Below are 23,626 nucleotides of genomic sequence, written 5' to 3' on the forward strand. Positions count from 1 at the left end.
ATACAGGCAAGCCTTTAGATGCTTACTTCAACCTTTTTTCCGGTTTTAACTGCCTGGTAAATAGCATCAATAAGTTTAAGGTCTTTTACAGCTTCTTCTCCATCCACAGGCACTACAGGCTTTTTATTGTTAAATATGATCTCGGCCATCTCATCCATTTGAACCGTTTGATGGGTTGTTACCGGCTGATTAAGCTCGCCTAAATGAGTACGCCCTCTGATAGGCCCATAACCTGTAGATGGCTGCATCTCGGCGAAGCCTTTATCGCCATCCAGGAAAAAGCGGTCGAGGTTGTTCATGTTATAGGTAGATAGACAGGAAGCCACCGCTCCGCTCGGGAAACCAAACTGGAACTGGATGGTTTCGTCAACCCCTTCCTTAAATTTCACAGGATCTGTCTTGGTTTCCTGCGCGGTAACCCATATAGGTTCTTCGCCTATCATATAACGCGAGCCATTGATGGCATAAATACCAATATCCATCATGGATCCTCCTCCGGCCAATTGTTTATTTAACCGCCACTGGGTAGGATCGCCGATGGTGAAACCGCATTGCCCCTGAAAAAACCTTATCTTTCCAAACTCGCCACTTTGCCTCATCCTGATCACCTCCAGCGTTTTAGGTTCAAAATGCATGCGGTAACCAACCAGCAGTTTTACGTTGGCTTTTTTGCAGGCATCAACCATTTCCTGTCCTTCTTTTGCATTAACAGCCATCGGCTTTTCACATATTGCATGTTTGCCGGCAGCAGCTACCCGTAATACAAAATCACGGTGCAGGCCATTAGGCGTAATTACATACACGGCATCGATATCAGGGTTATTTTTGATATTATCGAAATTCTGATAGTTGTAGCAGTTTTTTTCGGGAATACCGTACTTAGCCTGCCATGTTTTTATTTTTGAGGGCGTGCCGCTAATCAGGCCTACGAATTTAGCTTTGGTACATGACCGCATGGCTTCGGCAACCATACCACCGTATCCTCCAAGCCCTAAAATAGCTACACGTAACATTGGGCCATCATAAGCCGGTTCAATAGTTTTTGTTTCAGCAGCCCAATTTGATAAGGGTGCAAGCTGAAGGGCCAGGGCCGACAAACCCAATTTCTGTAAAAAATCACGACGAGAATTCATAGGTATGTTTTTTGGTTTACGACAAATTACATAATTCCAAAAAACAAACCTACAAGTAATCTGATTTTTACTAAGATGTGCTATAATCCTATCATACTGAATTATAATCTGTAAGCGTATTTACAAACATCAATGACGGCCAGATGTAGCAGCATCAAACACACGGCAAAAATTGCCGCCCCCTATTTTACCGATCTCATCTGCCGTAAAACCTGTTTTTAACATAGCGTCAACCACAGTATAATAAAAGCCTGCTTTTTGATCCGGCCAGGCTTCGTTGGTACGCTCGCCTACCCTCCCTTTATTTTGACCGCCTCCCGGGCCTTTGCGACCATCATCGCCGGGCCGTTTATCATGACGATCATCCGGAGCGCCACCGGGCGGCGGACCAGGATTATTTGGCCGCGGGCCAAATCCGCCCGCACTTCTGTAAGATGGGGTTAACTTAGTATCGGTACCAATGCAAACGTGGTCAACGCCGATAACATCAACCAAAGCACGAATATTTTGAGCATACTCCAGGGGGCTATCAGCTAAATGTGTCCATACGCCAATTACGCCCCCGGCATCTGCAATAATTTTAGCCTGCTCCTTACTGATCAGTCTCGGGCGCATCATCTGAGCCATATTGGGATTGCCGCCAAGCTGTGTATCCAAACCGGTATGCGAAACAATAACCGGACTTGCGGCCAGCTTAAGCGCGGCAGCGATGGTTTCGCCATTAGCATGCGCCAGATCAATCAAAATACCCAACCGATTACATTCCCTTATAATATCCGCACCAAATTGAGTTAGCCCACCCCAGCGTGGGGCATTGGTGTAAACATCGCCCAATGGCACCGATGCGTCATTATCATGAAGTAAGCCGAGATGCCTCAATCCTCTGTCATAGGCTATACCAAGCCTGTCTAACTTTCCTTCCAGGAAGTGACCGCCCTCTATCGATTGAATAACTGTAGGCTGATGCTGCTCGTGGGCTTTACGAAGATCGGCCAGATTTAATGCCCGTTTTATCCCGTTATTTTTCAGCTGCTGATCCATGGCAGCAAGCCCATTCAAAAACCGCTCATAGGCTTCACCCGCGTTAGTCAGCTTTTGATAATCAAGCGCGAAGGTCATACAGATTGCAGATAGTCCCGACTTCTTCATCTCGCCGGCGAGATCAATATCAGGGCCGGGCACTTCGGCAGTAACAAGGGGAATATCGATATGATTATGCGTATCGATGCCTATTGTAGCGGCTACAATTGCCGCCACCCTTGGATCTATCTCATCAATGGCCCAGATTGCTAACGGGTTTAACATTATTGCGGCGCCTGTTCCGGCGAGAGCGGTAATGAAGCTTCGGCGTGACCATGAAGACTGAGGTTTTATCATGATATTAATGTTTACTATAAGTTGAATTATTCAAATATAACCTACCAATCATATGCCCGCCGGAACAATCGGCGTTCGGCTGCTTTTCACCGACCAAGCCTGTAGATTGCCTGATGTAAAACAGAAACCCAGCGCGTTATTACAAAAAAAGAGGCTACCCTTTTTGGATAGCCTCCTGATAAATATTGATAGCCTGATGTTACAAATAGCTTAATACCCGCTTATGCAATGGCTGGTTTTACATATGTTGCGTGATACAGTTTACGGAACATAATGTATGTTACTGATACCATTATGAATGCTACGATGGCATCCGCAGTAGCAGCGAAATTAAGAACAGCAAGTTTAGATAAAAAGGCAAAGATGATATCGAAAAAGATGCCTGCAAATACCCATTCTTTTAACCTAAGGAACTTGTTTGGTGTTAAAAGTACTGCTACGCCTGTAAGTTTAGCAACACCAAGGATATAAATAAAGTGTGGAGGGTAACCCAATTTTAAGGTAATGTCCCATACAAATTGATTTTTGGTAAGTTCGCCAAAACCGCTTGCTGCAAACCATAATGAAGTTAATGCTGCTCCTATCCAATAGATTGTTTTTACTTTTTTAGTTGTCATGATATTTAGTGTTTGATTTGTTTGATGACTCAAAATTGCGTCAAAAACAGCCAAAACCTAAGTGCTTTCGGTACGAGGCGGACAAACTAAACCGCAGGCCGGACAATCCTGAACCTGAGTATATTAATTGATAATACCTGGCAGCAAAAAAAAGCCTCACAGGTTTCCCGATAAGACTTTAGAAATTGTATGATTATAACTGAAATAACCTCGCTTACTTCACCTTATTAATTTTGATAAACATTTGGCTGGTATATAAATTATCCATTTGTTCCTTATAAAGCTTTTCATAATAGCCTACTGTGAATAAACCTATCTCGTACCTGTACTTTTTATAATTAACCGCATTTTTTAATAAACGGGAAGGTATAGCTAAGCCAAAGTCAGACGGTTTATAATTATTCAATTTGGAGTTGTCAACCTTTTTGCCGTCTATCCATATGCCAGACGTGCGCGAGTTTTTCCAAAGATCCAGATCGGCCTGACTCGGACTTTTGGCTTTTAACGGCTCGCCGGGATAGGTAAAACCTACTATTTGCTGTTCTTGTTGTGTACGGCTCATGCTTTTAAATATTGTTTCCAGCTGTGACCTTTCCGCCGCCGTAATTCTCGACGGATGCTTTACATAATTATCCGGAGCGTCAATGTGTTTATTGACGATCTGTTGATATTCCTTTATCATATTATCCGAAGCACCCGTGGTTGTATACGGATAATCACTCGCAATAAATGATTTTGAATAGTGTCTTGATATAGGAGTATCTACTGATATCTTTTCTGTTTTTGGTTTAATATTCTTCTTTAAAACCGAATGAGTAAACGCATCTGTTTTAGAGCAAAACAACAAAAACGCCGCAATAAATAGGGGAACGGTAGCAATTTTTGCCCAAATAGCATTAATTGCAGATGTGGATCTGGTCATCATAATTAAACGTTTTTTTATGGTTAGATAATTGAATTGGCTCGTGATACTTAATCCCGTGGAAACATTTGCTGTATTAAGCAATAAATACTGATAGTCACTTATATCTGTAGTGTTGCTGATTGCGGCGGCATCGGCAATAAACTCATGGTTTAATTCGATACTTTTCCTATAAAAAGGAATAAAAGGATTAAACCAGCAAAACACCTGCAATAACTCAATCAATATGATATCAACAGAGTGCAGTTCCCTCGCGTGAGTTAACTCGTGCTCAAGAATTGCTCCATCAATTTGCTGATTATAATAATCGTGCTTGTTCAGGAAAATGTTATTCAGAAAAGTAAATGGCGACTTGCCATTCTGCACGAGTATCAATTTTCCTCCCTTATAAGGTAAATGATCACCGTTTCTGATGGCTACATTAATGGCGTACAGGTTATAGCCAAACCGGAATAGCAATACCAATACACCCACGATATACAAGCCCAACAAACTATATTGCCAATAACTAACGCGCTGCTTAGCAGGAGCAACCTCATGATTAGATGTTGTAGCCTGTTGGTTCTCAAATATTAAAAAGACATTTACAGGTTTGGTTACAACGGTAGCTTTAACTGGTTTTAGCATATCGATCACAGGGCTACTACTTTTTATTCCGATAAAAGGTACAGCTAATGAAAACAATACGCTAAACAGCAGATAATACCTGTTAAACGTGTACAGCGTTTTATTTTTTAGCAGCAACTGGTAAATGACCAGCAACAAGCCCGAACACAGGCTGAAACTGATTAAGCTGTTAATCATTTTTTTTTCGTTTAAGTTGTTCGTCAATTATTCTTTTCAGATCCTCAAGCTCGGTGTCGGTAAGATTGGCTTCTTTGGTAAAAAAGGATGCAAACTGCATAGAAGAATTTCCAAAAAAATTCCTGATCAGCCCTTTTACGTGGGTAGAAAAATAATCGGCTTTTTTCACCAACGGGAAATACTGTCTCGAATTTCCCATCAGGCGGTAGCCAACAAATTCTTTATTCTGCATTCTCTTTAATAAAGTGGCAATGGTAGTTGTCGCGGGTTTAGGATCCGGATAAGTATCAATGATATCTTTCATAAATACTTCGTTTCTCTCCCAAATAATATCCATTAATTGCTCTTCAGCAGTTGTCAATTTTACCATAACTCTACATGATTAGAATATACTCTACAATTGTAGAATAAAAAAATCACAATTCAAAATATCTTGTTGAAATACTTATTTTCGGATAATCAAAACCCTGCGATATGACTACTGCCGAAATCCTCATTAAACTTGAATCACTCGGAAACGAAAAAATGCGGCTTCACAATAAAAAGAACGGGGCTCATGATAATCAGTTTGGTGTAAAGCTTGGCGATATCAGGAAAGTAGCGGACACGATCAAAAGCGATCATCAACTGGCTAAAGCATTATGGGAAACCGGCAATGTTGAAGCCCGTTTATTGTCAACCCTGATTATTATACCCAAACTGCTGTCAACCGAGGAGTTGGACAGTATGGTAAGGTCGGAGCGGTTTACACAGGTTATCGACTGGCTGTATGCCTATGTTATTAAAGAATATCCTGAACGCGAAAAATTGCGTGAAACATGGCTGCTTTCTGTTGACCCGATGACTTTACGACTGGGCTGGAGCCTTACCAGCGGACGAATAGCGAGAAGCCCCGAAGGCCTTGATATCCCGGCTGTCCTTGACAGGCTCGAAAAAGAAATGCCCAAAGCCGCACCCGAGGTGCTATGGACTATGAATTCGGCCCTGGCACAAATTGGGATCAACCATCCTGTTTATCGCGAGCGCGCTATCAATATCGGAGAGCGCCTTGGAATCTATCGTGATTATCCTGTGTCAAAAGGCTGTACATCGCCCTTTGCCCCAATCTGGATCAACGAGATGGTTAAACGTCAGGGCTAAACCGGCATTCTACAATACCGAAGCTTTCACATAAAACTCGCTTAAATTCAAGATATTCATTGCCGTCGGTTTTAACCGACGGTAAAAAACTTCAAAGTCATGGCTTTAGCCTAAATTAACAAGCGGATTTGGGCTGAAGCCCTCTTAAGCACTTTTTGTTCCGTTGGTTAAAACCAACGGCAATGAAGTCTAACATCTATCTGGAAATAACATTCACTTGTTTTTAAACGATTTCTTAAAAAGAACATTAAAAAAAGTGTGTAGACCCTTTCGGATATACACACCTTAAAAATAAACATGCTTATAACCTATCTTTAAAACGGATGCGGCTTATAAACATTTTTAACACTACCATCCTGGTATAGCTCCAAAATCGCATAACCCGGCGGAGTTTCTTCATAATAACCTTCTCCGGCAGATTTTTCATCGCCTTTACCCCACCAGAAACCGCTCATGGCGCCATTGCAAAAATATTGAGTGCCGTTATAGGAAGCCGTATCCAGCAGGTGGTTGTGGCCGCTTAAACATACCTTTACCTTATCGCGATGCTGATAGAACAAGGCTTTTAGCTTTTTATAATCAGAGTGCATGCCACCTTCCCAGTATGGGGTTACGCCCAATATCGGGTAATGCGACATCAGCAACACCGGTGTATTTGCGGGTAATTGTTCCAGCTCCTTTTTTAACCAATTAAACTGCTCATCATCCACTGTAATGGATGGATTGTTACCATCCAAAATAATGAAATGCCAGCCCGATTTGCTGAAACTGTAATACCTGTTAGGAATTCCCAACCGTTTCACAACGTAATCTTTTCCGTACATGGCATCAGCATGATCCGGTGCTGCCCACCAGTTATCATGGTTTCCAATGCAGCTATGCACTTCGTATCCTTTCAGGCTTGTCATGCAATCATCCCATATGCTCCATAATTCGGTAACACGTTCACGTTTTACGTTATCATAAGATGCATCAAAAATGGAATCGCCGCCATTCAGGAAGAAGTCTACCTTTTCAGCCTTAATGGTTTCCAGGCATTTTTTAAATTTCTGAGGGGCATCAAGGTCGGGCCTGATATGCACATCGGTAATGTGGGCGACTTTTAATACCGGTTTTGCCTTTATATTTTCGGCGGCGTTTGCAACGCTGTTACCGCGTGTAACCAATCCCGCTGCTGCCAGGATCCCCGCGCCTTTTAAAATCTCTCTTCTTTTCATATCAAATTATGCTGAGGGTGGTTTTACCAGCCCGGGTTTTGGGTTAAGTTTTTATTGAGCAATAACTCCGTAGTTGGAAGCGGGAAATAATAGTTTTTAGGATCGGTAAAAGTTTTAACCAACGTAGGGTTAACTACCACGTTACCGCTGTTACCATTACTCAAATAAATATCCTTACCCACCACAAAGTATGATACGTTAGGCAGCGTAGTAGCGGGCTTGGCTGTTACCAGGCTTACGTCTGGCTGTCCGTCGCCATCAATATCATAGCTGCCCAGGCCAGGGAAGTACATACCGGTAAAGGTTTGCGCCAGTAATGCCCCGCTTTTCCAGCGCATCAAATCATCGTAGCGGAAATTTTCACAAGCCAGTTCCACACGGCGCTCCCTGCGGATCTCCAGCAATACGCTTTGCAATGAGCCCGATACATTAGGGTAAGTGGCCGCCAGCACAGGATCAACAGTTGCAGCCATAGTTAAATGCGGCATGCCTACCCTATCGCGCAGCAGGTTTACAGACATATCCAGATCGCTTTGGCTAAAGCTGCCTGTTCCTGCAGCTGCAAGTTCTGCTTTTGATTCGGCGTAGATCAGCAGCATTTCCGCATAACGGAACACAATACCCGCGTTATAATTAGTATTATACGTAGGTGTAGCCGGGTCATAATATTTGATTTGCTGGTATCCGGTTGGCGCCGGGCCCAGGATCCTTGCGCCTTTCAAATCGCCATAAGTTACCGTAGGCGGTAAAACGGTTTGCGCCATCCGTGGATCACGATTGGTGAACTCGTCTTTGATCATCTGTGTGGCATAACCTGCGGTAGACGTATAAGGCGTTCCGTTTTTAGTGAGGTAAGTATTTAACAAGCTTTTGGTAAGGCTTAAACCATAAGCCCTCATATTACCGTCAAGCGGTGTAGTAACGTGCAGGGTATTGCTGTAATAGTAGCCAAGCATCACCTCGGTATTCTGCGGATCGGTAGGCGCATAAAACAAAAACAGGTTCAGGTAATCCTTATCAGGGCTACCGGTACTGTACAATTTAAAAGTACCACTTTTCATAACGGCAAGCGCCGCATCATTAGCAGTTTGTAAAAATGACTGCCCGCCGTCTATACCGTGATATTTTCTGAAAGTACCTTCATGCAAGCCTACGCGGGCCTGCAATGCCAGGGCAGCCCATTTGGTAATGGTGCCTGAAGGGCCAGTTGGGTTAATATGTGCGGCGGCAAAGCTCAGATCGGCCATTACCGAATCCATTACCAGTTTACGTGGGTCCCTGCCTTTGTATAATTCGCCATTGTCATTTGGTAAAATGGTTGCGCCGTACCATGGCACGTCGCCAAAGCGCTTTACCATATCAAAATAAAACCAGGCCCTGAAAAAACGGGCTACCCCAACATAATGGCTTTTTACTGCTTCAGAAGCATTGGCTTTCTGATAATTCTGCAAAAAGTAATTTACCTGGCGAAGGTAAGTCCAGGTCCAGCCGGCCTGGCTTGCGCTGGTAGGCAAAGGAAGCTGACCAGCTACAACTTTATTAAAAGGGTTATTTTCGTAATTATCGCTTTGCTGATCGCCTAATGCAATGGTACCGATACCCGGCAGGTAAGAGTACAAACCATTACAGTAGGTATTAAGGTCATTGGCATTGGCAAAAAAGTTTTGTTGTGTTAAGCTGGATACCGGGTACCTGCTTAAAAAATTATCTTTTTGACAGGATGTTAATGATAAGCAGCTTATCATTACAAACAATATGATGATTTGAATATTTTTCATTTTAATGAGGAAAAACATGATGCATTAAAATTTAGCGTTAATACCGAACGAATAGCCGCGTTGGAAAGGATATACTTTACCGGCCCCCCAATTGCCGCTTAATCCTTCGGGGTCGAACCCTTGCGGTAGTTTGTCTGTTTCCCAAAGGTCTTCGCCGCTGAAATACAGCCTTAAACGGTCAACCCCTATCTTTTTAAATACAGGCAGATTAAATGAATAGCCTACCGTGAGGTTTTTAAGACGGATATAAGCCGCGCTATAAGTATACCTGGTTTGTGGTACAGCAAGATCGATCCATTGCCCTGCATCGCCCGCACGCCAGCCTTTCAGGCTTGGGTAAAAGGCATTAGGGTTTTGAGGTGTCCAGGTATTGCCCACAATGTTTTTGTAAACATTATCCCATGGCGAGAAAAAGCTGCTCCAGTAATAACCGCTGGTACCAGGCCAGAACGACTGCTTGCCTACACCCTGGAAATAAATACTGAAGTCGAAATTATTCCACGAAAAATTGCCGCCAAAACCAAAGTTGTAACGTGGTGTGGTGTTACCGATCACATGCGCGTCGCCCGGATTCCCTATGGTGCCATCGCCATAATCAATTTTACCGTCATGGTTCAGGTCGGCATATTGAAGCTCCCCTGCTTTGTTCCAGGCATAATAGCCTTGTAATTTTGATTGGTCTGGTGCTGCTTTAGCCGCGGCATCTGTCTGGAAGATCCCCAGGGTGGTTAAACCCATAATATCGCCAACATGCTGCCCTACGTAGTAATCGCCGCCAAACCAGAATTTATTAGGGTTATTATAGCGGGTAATTTCCGTTTGCGAATCCCATACATTTGCACGTAAACCGAAGACAAAAGGTTTGCCGGCTAACAAAAACTGGTCATTATAAGTCAGGTTTAACTCCCAGCCTTGTGTACGCAGATCGGCTGCGTTTTCCTGAGGTTGCGTGGCCCCTAATACCGCCGGAAGCTGAAAACCTTTGGTGATCATGTTCTTGGTATCGCGCTGATACCAGTCAAACGTTGCATTCAGTTTACCGAAAAGGGTAATATCAATTCCGGCATTTTTACTGTAAACCTTTTCCCATGTCAAAGCCGGTGAAACAAGGGTAGCAGGGTAAACAGCTGTTGGCTGCGAGCCTCCTAATATATTGCCGATCTTACCTGAACTTAGTGTTGAGATAAAATCATAATTGCCCAAGCTTTGATCATTACCCAATGAACCATAAGAAGCGCGCAATTTCAGGTTGTTAACTACTCCTCGCAGCCCTTTAAAAAACGGCTCTTCAGATACCCGCCAGCCTGCAGATGCAGATGGGAAGAAAGCATAATGATCATTAACCGGGAAACGTGATGAACCATCGTAGCGGCCATCTAACTCCAAAAGATATTTGTTATCATATGAATAATTCAGGCGCGAAAAGATACCCCTCACCGCCCACTGATAGCCATTACCGTGAACAGAAGGTGTTGCACCGGTAGTTACGTCAAGATAACCAACCTGATCGCTGATCAAGTCATTGTTCTGCGCCGAGAAGTAGTTGTATTTATTCAGCTCCTGGTTATAACCAACCATTCCCTTAAAGTAATGCTTGCCAAAATTCTTTTCATACTCGGTGTATATGTTAACAGCCTGGTATGAATTATCGTCCGAATAAGCGGAAGCATCGCTATGGCCGGCATAAGATATTGGTTGATTTGGGCCGGTTTCGTAAGGCAAAGCCACATGGTACGCCTGGTTGTAATTATTAGTCGACCGGAAAGTATAATCGCCCTTAACCCGCCAGGTATTATTAAACCATGATGTGGTAAAACCAATGGTATTTTGTGGCTGATTGGTAACGGTATTTCCCCTGCCGCCGCCTTGCAAAAAGCCAAGATATGTACCATCAGAAGTGTAAGAGCCATCAGGATTCCTCGGAACAGACAATGAATTGGAGCGACCGATCTGGTGATACAGATCGCCTGAAGTCCAGTCTGATGTCCATAATGACGGGTAATTATAAACCGTACGGTTATAGGCTGTATTGGTATAAATATGCATCCATTCGGTAACCTTAAAATCAAGTTTAGCCCGCATATTGATCCGGTCATAGTGATCGGGGTTGTAACGGAACACACCATTTTGTCTGTTATAATCTGCCGAAACATAATAGGTGATCCTGTCGCTGCCACCGCTCACACTTAAATTATGGGTTTGACTTACGTTATTAGGTTTATAGAGTTCATTAAACCAGTTGGTAGCACCAAAATAATCGTAAACATTAGGGTTAGTAGGGTCAACTATAACTGCAGGCAAACTTGGATTTTTTGAACGCTGCTGCGCGTAATCAACCGCGGCGGTATTATACAAATTGACGCCATAGTAGGCTGAGTACGCCTGGTTTTTAAAATCGATCACAGTTGCCGGATCGGTAACAATATCGGGCAAGTTGGTGATTTTATGAACGGCTACGTTATTACTGTAGCTTACCTTTGCTTTACCATTACTTTGTTTTGAACCGCTTTTAGTAGTGATCAGGATAACGCCAAATGATGCCCTTGAACCATAAACGGCAGATGCAGACGCGTCTTTCAGCACCGTAGCACTGGCCACATCATCGGGATTGATATTACTGATATCAGTAGTAACACCATCCACCAATACCAAAGGAGTCCCTCCGTTAATTGATGTAAACCCGCGGATGTTGAAAGTAGTGCTCCTTCCCGGTTGCCCATCAGATGAAATAACATTCAATCCTGCTAACTGGCCTTGTAAACCGCGCCCAACATTTGGTATTGGCCTGTCTTCCAAAACACTTCCGCTCACTGTACTTACGGCCCCGGTAAGGTTTACTTTTTTCTGGCTACCGTAACCTACAACAACTACGTCATTCAGCTTGGATTGATCCATTTCCAGTGCAACATTAACTTCCTGCTGCCCATTAACAACTACTTCCTTTTTCTTGAAGCCCACAAAAGTAAAAACTATTACCTCGTTGCTTTCTGCAATAACCCGGTATAAGCCATTAGCATCTGTTGCGGTATGTTTTGAAGTGCCTTTAATGCTGACATTAACACCCGGCAATGGCTGTCCTTTATCATCCGTTACTTTACCGGTGATGGTTTGAGCCCAGGGTAAAGTGGTTGCCGATGCCGGTTTCTCATCTATCACAATAGTATTATCGGTGATGGTATAAACCAGGCCCAGATCTTTTAAAACAATATCCAACGCCTGCTGAATTGTCCCGTTTTGGAGGTTTACACTTACCGTACCCGCATGTTTAAGCAGCTTACTCTCATACCAGAATGCAAAACCGCTTTGTCTTTTGATTTTGGCGATAACTTTTTGAACCGAGGTATTCTTTTCCGATAGATTTATATTTTGCGCATAGGTACTGGCCGATGCATTAAGACAAAATAGAAATATTAAAAATATCGTGATTTTCATGATCATGAAAATTTTGACTAATTGTCTTCGATTATCACGCAGAAGACATGGGTGCGTATAAAAATTCATACTTTTGTTTTGTTTGGGTTTAATACATAAATGTCTGTCACAAGATTTTTTTTCGCTTCGGCGAGAGGTGAACCCAGCATCCGCCGGCAGTGTTCCAGCACTTCCGGCTTTTTTATGAGTTCCCTGAAGGTTTTTTATTTCTCCATATCAATTCATTAGTGGTTAAAGATTAGTTTAGCTATTGTTTTACGATAAGCCGCTTACCTTCCAACGTAAAGCGGATATGGGTAAGGGTTAATATTCTTAACAGTTCGGACAGGTTTGATTTCCTGGAGATAGACCCGGTAAACAACCGACCTGAGGGCTGCCCCTGGTATTCTACATCCACATCGTACCATCTGGATACCATGCGCATAATGGTTTTGATATCGGCATCTGAAAAAGAGGTTATCCCATTTTTCCAGTTTACAGCTTCATCTTCATTAGCATCTGTAACAATAATATCCTCACCGGATATAGCCTGCTGATGTGGCCTTAAAAATTTAGTGTTGGTTCCATCGGTAATTTCCACCGATCCTTCAAGCAACGTGGTTACAATATGGGCTTCTTCGGGATAGGCCATCACGTTAAAATGGGTACCCAAAACAGTAATGGTTTGCTTGCCAGTAGTAACTGTAAACGGTTTATGTTTATCCTTGGTAACTTCAAAATAAACCTCGCCGGTAGTTTCCACATTTCGTTGGTTACCCGAAAAAACGACAGGGAAACGGATAGATGAAGCAGCGTTAAGCCATACCTGGGTTCCGTCCGGCAGGATGACTTTGTATTCGCCGCCGCGTGGCGTTGTAATGGTATTATATTCAGGAGTTTTATCACCGGTTTCGGTTTGCTGATTGATGTTATCACCCATCAGGTAAGAAATGAGCCCGTTACCCGCCTTATGCACTGTTGTAGCTCCTTGTTGTGCCAGGTTGCCGTTTTGTGCATTGTTAAGCGTGATTTGGCTGCCGTTTGAAAGAGTAAGTATAGCCTTACTATCGCCGGGAGCAACATCGCTTTTAACTGCACTTAACTGTGCAGCAGTCGGTCTGGAGGGCTTTAAATAAAAGTAGGTCCCGATGCTTAATACTACCAGGATTACCGCGGCCGCTGCGATGTATCGTGTAAAATAGGAAATATGCCTAACCGGGGTTCCAGAAATCTCCTCATTCATCTTCAACCTGATATTCTGCAGCATCAATTGTTGCAAGGCCTGTTCTTGTTCGGAAGTGAGAGATGATGAGGCACCCTCCGATAACCTTTCATAATATTCTTCTAACAAGGACTGCTCCTGGGCTGTTGCTTTCCCTGCTATATATTTATCTATGAGTTCAAAAAAAATGGGCTTTTCCATGCTGCTTTGATCTTAAGTACCAAAAACAGGTGGACACCCTACGGTAAAAATGTTTTTTTTGAAAAAAGATTGAATCTGCTAAACGCAGTGCATGATAACAGCTACGCAGGTGCTCACAGTTAAACCATTGCGGATGTGGTTTAAAGATTTAGATAACCGTTTTTCTACTGTTTTTTCGGAGATGCCTAGCTGAAAGGCAATCTGTTTGTAGGTTAAATTTTCTTCCCGGCTCAAATGGTAAGCCTCCCTGCAATCCAATGGCAGGGTATTGATCAGCCTGTTTAATAGCGCTTGCTGCTCTTTATACAATAGGGGATTATCATGAATGATCTCTACGGTAACCTGGGCAAGTCGTTCGTAAAAGGCATCATTTACTTTTTGCTCTCTGATTGATTTAAACACCGCGAAACGTACGGCCTGTTGAAGGTAAGCCTTTAAATTCTGGATCTCCACGTCGGTACGTCGCTGCCAGATGCTGATAAAAACGTTTTGAACAATATCTTTGGCCAGTTCCTCATTACCGAGTACACTATTAGCATTATTGTACAAAAGCTTCCAATATCTCAGATAAATTTCGGTAAAAGCGTCTTCCCGGCCTTCTTTTAGTAAGGAAATCAGTTCGGGATCGGTAAGGGATTGTAACGCCGCCATTTCAGTGCAAAGTAAATATAGCGATATTACCTTACTGTTAAATGCGGTAAGCAATTAAAAACATTTATGTTAATGGGGATTAAAGAAGGCTCCCGGCGAGCACTTCTACTGCTATTACCCATTACGTATTCAAAGGATAATTGAAGCCTCTTTTTTTAATACTATTCTTAAGATACTATTCTCATTTTACCCAAATCAAGAAATATTAAATACCGTGAAAACACCTATTGAATTTTCCAATCCGCCTAAGTAACTTAGAACAAAATAAAACATAAGTATTTATAAATTAGATAATTATAAACAAACCTAATTAACACACACTGCTCTTAAATATATTACATATTAGATTAATATATCATTGATTTTATTAAAAAAATTAACCTAAACAACTTGTTATGGCAAACTGGGGACATCTTCAAAACAGGTACGGAACAAATAAAAAGCGCAAGATACTTGCCTTAGATGGCGGCGGCATCCGCGGTGTACTTACGTTGGGCATTTTGGCCGAAATGGAACAGCAATTAAAAACAGAATTAAAAAAGGATGACACCTTCCGTTTGTCGGATTATTTTGACTACATAGGCGGGACAAGTACTGGTGCAATAATTGCAGCAGGCTTATCTCTTGGTATGTCTGTAAATCAATTGATGAAGTTTTATGAAGACAAAGGCGAGGCCATGTTTGATAAAGCCTTTCTTTTAAATAAAGTAAAATATTTTTACAACGATGGCCCTCTGCTTGATCAACTTAAGCAAACTTTTGGTTCGCATGATATAGGCCTGGAAAATGAAGCGTTTAAAACGTTATTACTTGTAGTAACCATGAACAGATCTACCGATTCGCCATGGCCTATCAGTAACAATCCTTTTGCAAAATACAATGACCGGTCCAGACCTGACTGTAATTTAAAAATACCTCTTTATCAATTGGTGCGGGCAAGCACCGCGGCCCCGGCTTACTTCAGGCCGGAAACTCTCCAATGGGACCCTAAAAATCCTGATAAAACATTTGTATTTGTAGACGGTGGCGTAACACCTTACAATAACCCTGCATTTTTGTTATACAGAATGGCAACTCAGCCCGCCTATAGATTAAACTGGGAAACCGGCGAAGATAAACTGATGATCGTATCAGTTGGTACAGGCTCGGCGCCAACAGAAGGGATTTATAGTAACCTGTTAGATACCTTAAAAGAATTGCCGGGCAACTTAATGTATGCCATGCAGGTTGATCAGGATATCAATTGCCGCACGGTTGGCCGCTGTGTTTTTGGTGCTCCTGTAGACAGAGAATTACATGATATGATACCAATGGATAGCGCCGGAAACATTATTGATGATACTACCGATACAAACTGCCATTTCAGATATATGCGTTACAATGCCGATTTGAGTACACAGGGGTTGACTGATTTGGGATTTGGCGACATTGATTCAGACAATATCCGGCAAATGGATTCGGTAAAAAATATTGGTACATTAAAAGCAATAGGAAAAACGGTGGGGCAAAAGCAAGTATCTGTCAAGACACACTTCGGCCCCTTTTTAGAAGAGTAAACCGATTTAAATGACGCATTACATTCTATTTACGGGACATATGATTGACAAAGCCGGTCGCCCAAAAGAAAGGTTCCCGGCATATAAAGAGCACAATGTCCGGATAAAAATAAAAAACAAAATATCGGAAGCCATCAATAATGCCAATGCAAATTTTATGGGCATAGCTGGTGGTGCCTGCGGGGGCGATATCATTTTTCATGAATTATGTATTGAACTTGGTATACCCTCAACAGTATACCTGGCACTCCCCCCTGCCGAATTTAAAAAGGCATCAGTATCATTTGCAGGGCAAGCCTGGGATGAACGGTTTGATCATTTGCTACAAGCCTTGCCATCCCTGGTATTGGCAGCAAATGAAGATAATAATTTAACCATATGGGAGCAGGCCAACTTATGGATGCTGAATGATGCCTTAAAAAATAGTGGTGAAAATATGAACCTTATTGCTTTATGGGACGGACAGGGAGGTGACGATAAAGGAGGTACCCAACACATGGTTGAAAAGGCCCGGGAAATGAATGCGGATGTGGAAGTGATTAGGATTGATGAGATATGAAGGCTGACAAAATTGAAATTAGAGATTACTGTTAACTATTAAATTAAAAAAAATGATTCCTCAAGAGTGGTTAAAACACGCCCCCGTCCCACCAGTTTTGGATGGAAAAAAATCATGGCACGTATTTCTTTCGTACCGGTCTGTTAATCGTGGCTGGGTACTGAATTTGTATGATATATTAACTGAACTTGGCTTTAAGGTTTTTCTTGATCAATATGTTTTAAAACCAGGGGATTCTTTGGCCAGGACTTTGGAAGACGGGTTGCAGCAAAGTCAAGCAGGTATTTTAATCTGGTCTAATTCGGCTAAGGATTCTGAATGGGTAAGAAACGAATATGACGTGATGATATCCATGGCAACGAATGACAAAAGTTTTTGCTTTGTGCCCATAAAAATAGATAGAGCATCACTTCCTGTTTTTGCCAATACCAAACTATTTTTAGATTTCACCGAGTATCCGGATGGCCCTAACGGAGGAGATCTTCTGCGACTTGTTCATGCGCTGTTAAAAAAACCTTTAAGTGATGAAGCGGTGCATTTTGCCTGGGAGCAAGATGAAGAATCGGGAATAGCTTCTGCAAAAATCACTGCCGCCATAAGAAACAAAAGACCCGAAAAATTAATCCAACTATTTAATGAGAGCGGTCTACCGTGGAAAACTACAGCCTCGCTCTCGTGCAAAGCAGCCGAAGGGTTGATAAAATTAGGTAAAGAGGATGAAGCAATCGATATGCTCGAAAAGATTGAAAAAGACTTTTCAAAAGCTATAAGACCCAAGCAACTAAAAGCACTGGCGTTAGCGCGCAGAGGAAAAGGCGATGACCTTGATGACGCTATGGACATATTGGGCTTGCTTTACGCTTTGAATAACCTTGATCCGGAAACATTAGGTATATATGGCCGAACCTGGATGGATAAGTATAATTTATCAAAAGATATAACTGATTTACAGCAGTCTCGTAATTATTATTTACAAGCTTTTGAAAGATCGCCAGACGATTACTATACCGGCATTAACGCAGCTTCAAAAAGTATATTTCTGGGTGAATTTGATAAGGCAACTGAAATTGCAGATAAGATTCAAGAAATAGTAGGCAGCAAGGTTGTACCGGGAGATTACTGGCAGACAGCTACTGTTGCCGAGGCTTTTTTAATAAAAAAACAATTCAAAGAAGCTGGTGAGATGTATCAGCAAGCGGTAGATATGGCTCCGACTGAAATCAAATCACATGAATCGACCTATAAACAAGCAAAGTTGGTTTTAGATAAAATGGAAGCAAGTGAAGGGGATAAGCAACTGGTTTTAAAAGCATTCAAAAACTACTAACATTTTCTGTAATTGGATTGATTCAAATACTATGGAATACAAATACGATATTTTTATTTCTTACAAAAGAGATTACAAGTTCGGTTATAGTGATATGGAGAAATATTCACTTTTAATAAGACAGGACTGGATAACAAAGGTGTTTTTGATTCCACTCCTCCACAATTTAACTGCTGAAATTGGGAAGGCGCCAACATATTTTCTTGATGTAAATGAAATAAAAATTGGAGATCAATATGAACGCGAGCTCAGGGAAAATTTGGCAAAGTCAAAATGTATGGTGGTTATTCTATCGAACCCATATTTATATGATTCCGAATGGTGTTTAAGAGAATTTTGTTTTATGAAACTTAGGCGTGAAACATCGGCCGGGAAGCTTCAAAACACATTTATCTTTCCAATTCTTTATCAAAAAACTAATCTTCAACATCCTTTGATTAGCGATTTGGAAATACCTAATTATATCAAATATGACAGAAATCCAGATTTGTTTATCAGGAGCCCAGAATATCTTGAATTTCAAGAAAAAATTCAATCCGTTGCTGCCACAATAGGAGAAGTCATTAATGAACCTCCTGCCTGGGAAGATAAATGGCTATCTGAGAAATGGTGGACTGAAGTAAAAGATAACGTTAACATTTACAATAAATTAACGCTCGACAGAACCCTATTGAGCCGAGGAATTCAACTCTAAAATACTCATATGCCAAATATAGGTAAAGTGATTACCTTTTACTCCTACAAGGGCGGAGTTGGAAGGTCTATGTCCATGGCTAATATTGCTGTATTATTAGCAAAATGGGGAAAAAAGGTATTAATTGTGGATTGGGACCTTGAAGCGCCGGGCCTCGAACATTTTTTTTACGACAGGAAAAAGGAGGAGATAGAATTAGAAAGAATAAAGAAAAAAAAAGGCGTAATAGATATTTTACTCAGCCGGGCTGAGGACGAAAAATTCACATATAAAGACATCAATTGGGAAGAGTATCAGATCGATCTCACCCACAGAATTGACGCTTCCGGCGAACTAAAGCTTATCACTTCAGGGCAAAAAAGCGATGACTATATTGATAAAGTTAGAAGATTTAGTTATTCTGATTTTTATGACACCAAAGATGGTGGTTTTTTTCTTGAACAAATCAGAACCTATTGGGTTTTTGATCACTATGACTATATCTTAATTGACAGCAGAACCGGGCTTACCGAAAGTGGAGGAGTATGTACAATACAGATGCCGGACATCTTGATATTATTATTCACTCCAAACGAACAGAGCTTAAAAGGAGTGACTAATGTTGCCAAAAGATCCTTGAAAAAGCATTTCGATATTCCTTATACGCGGCAAGGATTAACACAGCTTTTTATTCCGACACGCTTTGACGATTTAGATCCTGTTAGCAAACAAGAATGGCTTCAGATTATTGATGATGAATTAACACCAGTAATACCTTGGCTACCATATTCCCAGGAAACGAAAAACTATCTATTTTCAATAAGCCAGCTGATTGAACAAATAAAAATTCCCTATAAAGCAAAATATGCCTATGGTGAAAAAATAGCTGTATTGGAAGAGGGAACGACGGAACCTGGAAGCATCGGATTTGTCATTGAAACTGTAACCGCAATTCTTGCGAATAACTTTACAATGATAGAAAGCCTAAACGGCAGCAGGGATAATTATATTAAGGTCGCTAAAGGAGAACAAGCTTTTCCGCCAAATGATTTGCGGGCGAAATTAAGCATAATTGAAAAAGAAAAAGAAAAGTTAAAGATAGCTTTAAATGAAACCAGTGAAACATTATTAACTAAAGAAGCGGAACAAAAAAAGGAAAAAATCACAAAACGTGTCCTAACTGTACTACTGGTTGCAACGCTCATAGCAGCAACTTTTTCCTTTTGGATGTTTTATGTCGATAAAAGACAGGCAAAACAATACAACAGATTATTTTTAGACTCTTTGACACTTATAAATAGTTATAACGGCAATTCAAAATATTCTGCAATATGTAAACTGGCAAACTACGAAAACAAATACGATGACTCAAACATAGCGCGTTTAAAAGATTCCTTAAACAACCTTTGCATTCAGATCAAAAAAAATCAACAAATTATAAGCTCATCTACCAACATCTTGAAAAACATTGATAAAAATATATCAAAAGCCACGCAAAATAGAGCAGCTCAAATAGATACTTTCGATAAGAAAATCAACAATCTAAAGGATTCTATCAGTAGGACTAAAGATAAAACCATACAATTAAATTTAAAAAGGGATTCGGTTAATTATGAAATAAAAAAGCAAGAAATCATCGATCAAGATCCAATACTTAAAACAGCGGAAAGTCCAACGCAAGAACTTCAAAAGGCTGTAGAAGTAAATCAATCAATAGCGAGTAATAAGGACGTGGTGAAGGATGCCTATTCTTCTTGGGGATGGGCAAAAGAAGGATTTTATCTTCAATTTGAAAACTATAAAGTAATAGTTAGAGATATCGACAAAAACGGAAAGATTGTAAAAATTGAGGTTTGCGACATGATTGGTTCGGCAGTTTGCACCGCTTCCAAACCATATAATATCTCTTCCGGCTCGCCTTGTGTGTTTTCCGATAGTAAATATAATTACAAGATAACATTAGACAGAATTGGTCATGCCGGCGGTAACCCTTTTACTTTAGCCGCATACATTACTTTTACAAGAACGCCTAAATAAAGCCCAATCATACTCGTCTTGATTGCATTAAATCTCTTGGCCGCTTCAACCAGCGGCCTTTGTTATTTAATAAGGAGTTATGCGCTAAGCCTCTCCTCGTAAACAGGATAGTCGATATAACAACGGGCGTCACCTCCGTATAAATTATCGCGGTCATAGGCCTTTAATTCGTAGCGGTTCTGAAAACGGTAAACCAAATCAAGGATTGGCAATAAAATGGCGTCCAGAGGCAACCCGGTCGGCGGTACCTTTTTCAGTAATGGCATTACCTTTTTTAAAATCGAAGCAACCGGCTACGATCTCTCAAAGGAAAATACAATAGCTTTTCGTCGGCTATTACGACCGTCTATCAGCCTCAACTGCCTGTTTATTACGTGCATAAACCGTATCATGCAAAAAAAAAATAAGTTTTTTTTCTGTTAAAACGGCACCATCAACAAAAAGTACCTTTGTGGACAAAGCGTATCGAAAGTTTTATATCTTGCTTTTAATCAATAGTTTACAATAGATTTGCTTTTATCAAACCAATTATCCGGTATCGCCAGATACAACAATAAGACCGAATGCTAAGCAGAAAAAAGCCGGACCCGACAGCCCGTAAACGGCTTGTTTTATGGCTCCGTACCGGGTAAACAATTGTAAACTAAAAAGCCAATTTATGAACAACAAACCAAAAACTACCTTTGCAACCCTATTGGGCCTGGCACTTTTCGTGGCCTTATTTTTTACCTATTGCACCAAAAAACAGGTTTCGCCTGCAACGCAAGATGATGCCGCTGTTAAACCTATGTTAAAAACCCAGGCCACCGGCTTTATCCATCCGGGTATCCTGAACACACAGCAAACCCTTGATTATGTTGCCCAACAGGCCAATTCAAATGATGCTAACCGGTTGGCCGCTTATCAGTTTGTGCTTAACTATTGCAATAACCACAGCCCAAGTGGTGCCTATAAAGCCACGGTACAGGTAGCGGGCGGCGTTACCACTCCTGACGAAATTGCCTTTAAAGGTGATGCCTTGCTAAGCTATGCCCTTGCCCTGCGTTGGGCTAAAACCGGCACCGCAGCTTACGCCACAACGGTAAAACAAATTCTTGATGGGTGGGCCAATAGCTTCCAAAACTTTAGCGTAACCGGCTCGCAGCCTAACCAGGCTTCACTTGAGGCTTCATGGGCCGCACCTACTTTTGCTGCAGCTGCCGAAATCATCAAATATTACATCCCGGCCAGCGGCGTTGGCGGCGGCTGGACCACTGCCGAAAACACCCAGTTTGTAAACTTTCTGAACAACATGAAAGATAATTACATCAATAACGTGCCTAACTTCAACAACAACTGGAATGTATCTGCAGGTTATGCTAAAATGGCTATCGGTATCTTTGAAGACAGCCAGACTGTATATCAGAACGGTATTACCGCGGTAAAAACCGTTTTGCCAAATGTAATTGCTTCTGACGGCTCCATGAATGGTGAGATCTGCGGCTCCCATAACGATTATGTGCATTACCAGTACTCTCTTACCGGTTTAAGCTATGCAGCCAATATTGCGGGGATCCAGGGCGATTTGTCTATCTATTCGGCCAGCAGCAGCCGTTTGTTAACCGGGTTTAATTACCAGTATAAGCTGATGCACGGCACCGTATCACCACCATGCTCACCTAATGGTAATGTTAACAATCCAATCTGGCCGGGTATAGAGGTAGCTAACCGTCATTATGGTACTACCGAAACCAGTTATATTGCCAGCAATTACGTATGCGACAGCAATGGTTTGCCTAACGGCGATATCGGTTTCCTTTGCTGGACAAACTACACCCATAACAACGTGCCAACTACTTTTTAACAAAGCACTATCCTAATTAATTATATTTTACAAGCCGCCCCGGTTAATGGCATCAGCCATAACCGGGCGGTTTTGTTTTTCGCCAATAGCTCCATTCTATTAAATGGTAAACTGCCATAATAACCAGATGCTGAGCAGTAAACAGACAAAAGGACGTAAAACGAACGACTATTGATAACCTTTTTAAAGAGGGAATGCAATTTGAGGCGGGCTTTTTGAAAGGATTATTATGGATAGCTATTCAGCTACAATTATTAACGCTGTCGACAAGGTAAAGACAGCGGTTGTAAAAATTGAAATTTTCAGTAATGTAAACGGAAAGGAGCAGGCTACCGGAACGGGATCGGGCTTCTTATTTTCTTCGGACGGGTATCTTTTTACCAACAGCCATGTGATACATAGCGCCAAAAAGATTACCGTAAAAATGCATGACGGTACAACTCACCCGGCAGAACTTATTGGCGAAGACCAGGACACGGATTTAGCCATTCTCAAGATTAATGGAGCCGAGTTTACCCCGGTAAAATTTGGCGATGCCGATCAATTGCAGATCGGCCAGCTGGTGATTGCTATCGGCAATCCATTAGGATTTCAGCATACGGTAACGGCAGGTGTGGTTAGCGCCCTGGGGAGAACGCTGGAAGGTCAGGGTGGTAGGTTGATGGACAGCATGATCCAGACGGATGCCGCGTTAAACCCCGGAAATTCCGGCGGACCATTAGTAAACGGAGATGGTGAGGTAGTAGGTGTAAATACAGCGGTGATCAGAGGCGCTCAGGGGATCTGTTTTGCTATCAGCATTAACACGGCCAAGGATATCGCCAATCAGCTTATCAGGTTTGGCAAGGTGAAAAGGGCTTACCTGGGCGTGGTTATGCAGCAGATTGATCTTGTACCCAAACTCCGTGCAATTCATGAGGTATCAAATAAACAGGCGTTGTTTGTTTCAGAAGTTGCCGCGGGAAGCCCTGCTGATAAAGCAGGTATCCTGAGTGGAGATATTATCTATTCATTCAACAGCCAACCCGTCGAAACGTCGGACAATCTGTTTAAAATGCTTACTGAAGATAAGATAGGGCAATTTCAATACATCGGCATCCTTCGGAGCAACTATAAAACCGAGTTCAGGATAACACCGGTGCAAAAGAATTGATGGGA

The 23,626-nt window shown here is 41.8% G+C and carries 19 protein-coding genes; 8 read left to right on the top strand and 11 right to left on the bottom strand.

Annotated elements, in window-relative coordinates:
- Positions 1–14: 14 nt before the first annotated feature.
- The 5 genes from DUL71_RS16265 to DUL71_RS16285 form a co-directional block, all read right to left on the bottom strand.
- Positions 15–1,133: a Gfo/Idh/MocA family protein gene (locus tag DUL71_RS16265; protein ID WP_114939081.1), complete on the bottom strand. Its 1,119-nt coding sequence runs from the start codon at positions 1,131–1,133 to the stop codon at positions 15–17.
- A gap of 129 nt (positions 1,134–1,262) precedes the next feature.
- Entirely contained in the window at positions 1,263–2,510 is a 1,248-nt protein-coding gene (locus DUL71_RS16270; protein WP_114939082.1) for a dipeptidase, read from the bottom strand.
- Between the two features lie 221 nt (positions 2,511–2,731).
- Entirely contained in the window at positions 2,732–3,127 is a 396-nt protein-coding gene (locus tag DUL71_RS16275) for a DoxX family protein (protein WP_114939083.1), read from the bottom strand.
- A 214-nt stretch (positions 3,128–3,341) separates the two neighbouring features.
- Positions 3,342–4,853 carry a M56 family metallopeptidase gene (locus DUL71_RS16280; RefSeq protein ID WP_114939084.1) on the bottom strand — a complete coding sequence of 504 codons (1,512 nt, stop codon included), beginning with the start codon at positions 4,851–4,853 and terminating at the stop codon, positions 3,342–3,344.
- Positions 4,846–5,223 (bottom strand): BlaI/MecI/CopY family transcriptional regulator, encoded by a 378-nt coding sequence (locus DUL71_RS16285; RefSeq protein ID WP_114939085.1) that lies wholly within the window; start codon positions 5,221–5,223, stop codon positions 4,846–4,848. The genes DUL71_RS16280 and DUL71_RS16285 overlap by 8 nt, the downstream gene beginning before the upstream one ends.
- 104 nt (positions 5,224–5,327) lie before the next feature.
- Between DUL71_RS16285 and DUL71_RS16290 the strand changes: the two genes are divergently transcribed.
- Positions 5,328–5,993: a DNA alkylation repair protein gene (locus DUL71_RS16290; protein ID WP_114939086.1), complete on the top strand. Its 666-nt coding sequence runs from the start codon at positions 5,328–5,330 to the stop codon at positions 5,991–5,993.
- A gap of 314 nt (positions 5,994–6,307) precedes the next feature.
- On the opposite strand, the gene DUL71_RS16295 is transcribed toward DUL71_RS16290, so the two are convergent.
- The 5 genes from DUL71_RS16295 to DUL71_RS16315 all read right to left on the bottom strand — a co-directional run bounded on the left by DUL71_RS16295 (position 6,308) and on the right by DUL71_RS16315 (position 14,473).
- On the bottom strand, positions 6,308–7,210 hold the full coding sequence (locus DUL71_RS16295; protein ID WP_114939087.1) for a metallophosphoesterase family protein: 903 nt from the start codon (positions 7,208–7,210) through the stop codon (positions 6,308–6,310).
- A gap of 23 nt (positions 7,211–7,233) precedes the next feature.
- Positions 7,234–8,988 (bottom strand): RagB/SusD family nutrient uptake outer membrane protein, encoded by a 1,755-nt coding sequence (locus DUL71_RS16300; RefSeq protein WP_114939209.1) that lies wholly within the window; start codon positions 8,986–8,988, stop codon positions 7,234–7,236.
- Positions 8,989–9,012: 24 nt separating this feature from the next.
- Complete coding sequence (locus DUL71_RS16305; protein ID WP_161964449.1) at positions 9,013–12,420, bottom strand: TonB-dependent receptor; 3,408 nt, start codon at positions 12,418–12,420, stop codon at positions 9,013–9,015.
- Positions 12,421–12,667: 247 nt separating this feature from the next.
- Entirely contained in the window at positions 12,668–13,822 is a 1,155-nt protein-coding gene (locus DUL71_RS16310; RefSeq protein WP_114939089.1) for a FecR family protein, read from the bottom strand.
- Positions 13,823–13,900: 78 nt separating this feature from the next.
- Positions 13,901–14,473: an RNA polymerase sigma-70 factor gene (locus DUL71_RS16315; RefSeq protein WP_114939090.1), complete on the bottom strand. Its 573-nt coding sequence runs from the start codon at positions 14,471–14,473 to the stop codon at positions 13,901–13,903.
- A gap of 395 nt (positions 14,474–14,868) precedes the next feature.
- Between DUL71_RS16315 and DUL71_RS16320 the strand changes: the two genes are divergently transcribed.
- Genes DUL71_RS16320 through DUL71_RS16340 form a run of 5 tightly spaced genes read left to right on the top strand, consistent with a single transcriptional unit; the run spans position 14,869 to position 20,625 of the window.
- Positions 14,869–16,029: a patatin-like phospholipase family protein gene (locus tag DUL71_RS16320; protein ID WP_114939091.1), complete on the top strand. Its 1,161-nt coding sequence runs from the start codon at positions 14,869–14,871 to the stop codon at positions 16,027–16,029.
- Between the two features lie 10 nt (positions 16,030–16,039).
- Positions 16,040–16,588, top strand: coding sequence for a hypothetical protein (locus DUL71_RS16325; protein ID WP_154402411.1), 549 nt, complete (start codon positions 16,040–16,042; stop codon positions 16,586–16,588).
- Positions 16,589–16,640: 52 nt separating this feature from the next.
- A complete protein-coding gene (locus DUL71_RS16330) occupies positions 16,641–17,915 on the top strand; it encodes a toll/interleukin-1 receptor domain-containing protein (protein ID WP_114939093.1) in 1,275 nt (424 codons plus the stop codon).
- A gap of 31 nt (positions 17,916–17,946) precedes the next feature.
- Complete coding sequence (locus DUL71_RS16335; protein WP_114939094.1) at positions 17,947–18,609, top strand: toll/interleukin-1 receptor domain-containing protein; 663 nt, start codon at positions 17,947–17,949, stop codon at positions 18,607–18,609.
- 9 nt (positions 18,610–18,618) lie between these two features.
- Complete coding sequence (locus DUL71_RS16340) at positions 18,619–20,625, top strand: KGGVGR-motif variant AAA ATPase (protein ID WP_114939095.1); 2,007 nt, start codon at positions 18,619–18,621, stop codon at positions 20,623–20,625.
- A gap of 77 nt (positions 20,626–20,702) precedes the next feature.
- Here DUL71_RS16340 and DUL71_RS16345 read toward each other — a convergent pair whose 3' ends face one another.
- Complete coding sequence (locus DUL71_RS16345; RefSeq protein WP_114939096.1) at positions 20,703–20,891, bottom strand: hypothetical protein; 189 nt, start codon at positions 20,889–20,891, stop codon at positions 20,703–20,705.
- 392 nt (positions 20,892–21,283) lie between these two features.
- On the opposite strand from DUL71_RS16345, the gene DUL71_RS16350 reads away from it, so the two are divergent.
- Complete coding sequence (locus tag DUL71_RS16350) at positions 21,284–22,468, top strand: alginate lyase family protein (RefSeq protein ID WP_161964450.1); 1,185 nt, start codon at positions 21,284–21,286, stop codon at positions 22,466–22,468.
- Between the two features lie 229 nt (positions 22,469–22,697).
- Entirely contained in the window at positions 22,698–23,621 is a 924-nt protein-coding gene (locus DUL71_RS16355) for a S1C family serine protease (protein WP_114939098.1), read from the top strand.
- Positions 23,622–23,626 lie beyond the last annotated feature (5 nt).

Origin of the sequence: Mucilaginibacter endophyticus, from assembly GCF_003351025.1 — a bacterium.
GTDB classification, from domain to species: domain Bacteria; phylum Bacteroidota; class Bacteroidia; order Sphingobacteriales; family Sphingobacteriaceae; genus Mucilaginibacter; species Mucilaginibacter endophyticus.

What these genes read in the sequence shown, in the direction of transcription:
- DUL71_RS16330 (WP_114939093.1), top strand. Translation starts at nt 16,641, where the DNA reads ATGATTCCTCAAGAGTGGTTAAAACACGCCCCCGTCCCACCAGTTTTG.
- DUL71_RS16300 (WP_114939209.1), bottom strand. Translation starts at nt 8,988, where the DNA reads ATGAAAAATATTCAAATCATCATATTGTTTGTAATGATAAGCTGCTTA.
- DUL71_RS16320 (WP_114939091.1), top strand. Translation starts at nt 14,869, where the DNA reads ATGGCAAACTGGGGACATCTTCAAAACAGGTACGGAACAAATAAAAAG.
- DUL71_RS16335 (WP_114939094.1), top strand. Translation starts at nt 17,947, where the DNA reads ATGGAATACAAATACGATATTTTTATTTCTTACAAAAGAGATTACAAG.
- DUL71_RS16265 (WP_114939081.1), bottom strand. Translation starts at nt 1,133, where the DNA reads ATGAATTCTCGTCGTGATTTTTTACAGAAATTGGGTTTGTCGGCCCTG.
- DUL71_RS16340 (WP_114939095.1), top strand. Translation starts at nt 18,619, where the DNA reads ATGCCAAATATAGGTAAAGTGATTACCTTTTACTCCTACAAGGGCGGA.
- DUL71_RS16305 (WP_161964449.1), bottom strand. Translation starts at nt 12,420, where the DNA reads ATGAAAATCACGATATTTTTAATATTTCTATTTTGTCTTAATGCATCG.
- DUL71_RS16355 (WP_114939098.1), top strand. Translation starts at nt 22,698, where the DNA reads ATGGATAGCTATTCAGCTACAATTATTAACGCTGTCGACAAGGTAAAG.
- DUL71_RS16275 (WP_114939083.1), bottom strand. Translation starts at nt 3,127, where the DNA reads ATGACAACTAAAAAAGTAAAAACAATCTATTGGATAGGAGCAGCATTA.
- DUL71_RS16270 (WP_114939082.1), bottom strand. Translation starts at nt 2,510, where the DNA reads ATGATAAAACCTCAGTCTTCATGGTCACGCCGAAGCTTCATTACCGCT.
- DUL71_RS16325 (WP_154402411.1), top strand. Translation starts at nt 16,040, where the DNA reads ATGACGCATTACATTCTATTTACGGGACATATGATTGACAAAGCCGGT.
- DUL71_RS16280 (WP_114939084.1), bottom strand. Translation starts at nt 4,853, where the DNA reads ATGATTAACAGCTTAATCAGTTTCAGCCTGTGTTCGGGCTTGTTGCTG.
- DUL71_RS16315 (WP_114939090.1), bottom strand. Translation starts at nt 14,473, where the DNA reads ATGGCGGCGTTACAATCCCTTACCGATCCCGAACTGATTTCCTTACTA.
- DUL71_RS16310 (WP_114939089.1), bottom strand. Translation starts at nt 13,822, where the DNA reads ATGGAAAAGCCCATTTTTTTTGAACTCATAGATAAATATATAGCAGGG.
- DUL71_RS16295 (WP_114939087.1), bottom strand. Translation starts at nt 7,210, where the DNA reads ATGAAAAGAAGAGAGATTTTAAAAGGCGCGGGGATCCTGGCAGCAGCG.
- DUL71_RS16350 (WP_161964450.1), top strand. Translation starts at nt 21,284, where the DNA reads ATGAACAACAAACCAAAAACTACCTTTGCAACCCTATTGGGCCTGGCA.
- DUL71_RS16290 (WP_114939086.1), top strand. Translation starts at nt 5,328, where the DNA reads ATGACTACTGCCGAAATCCTCATTAAACTTGAATCACTCGGAAACGAA.
- DUL71_RS16345 (WP_114939096.1), bottom strand. Translation starts at nt 20,891, where the DNA reads ATGCCATTACTGAAAAAGGTACCGCCGACCGGGTTGCCTCTGGACGCC.
- DUL71_RS16285 (WP_114939085.1), bottom strand. Translation starts at nt 5,223, where the DNA reads ATGGTAAAATTGACAACTGCTGAAGAGCAATTAATGGATATTATTTGG.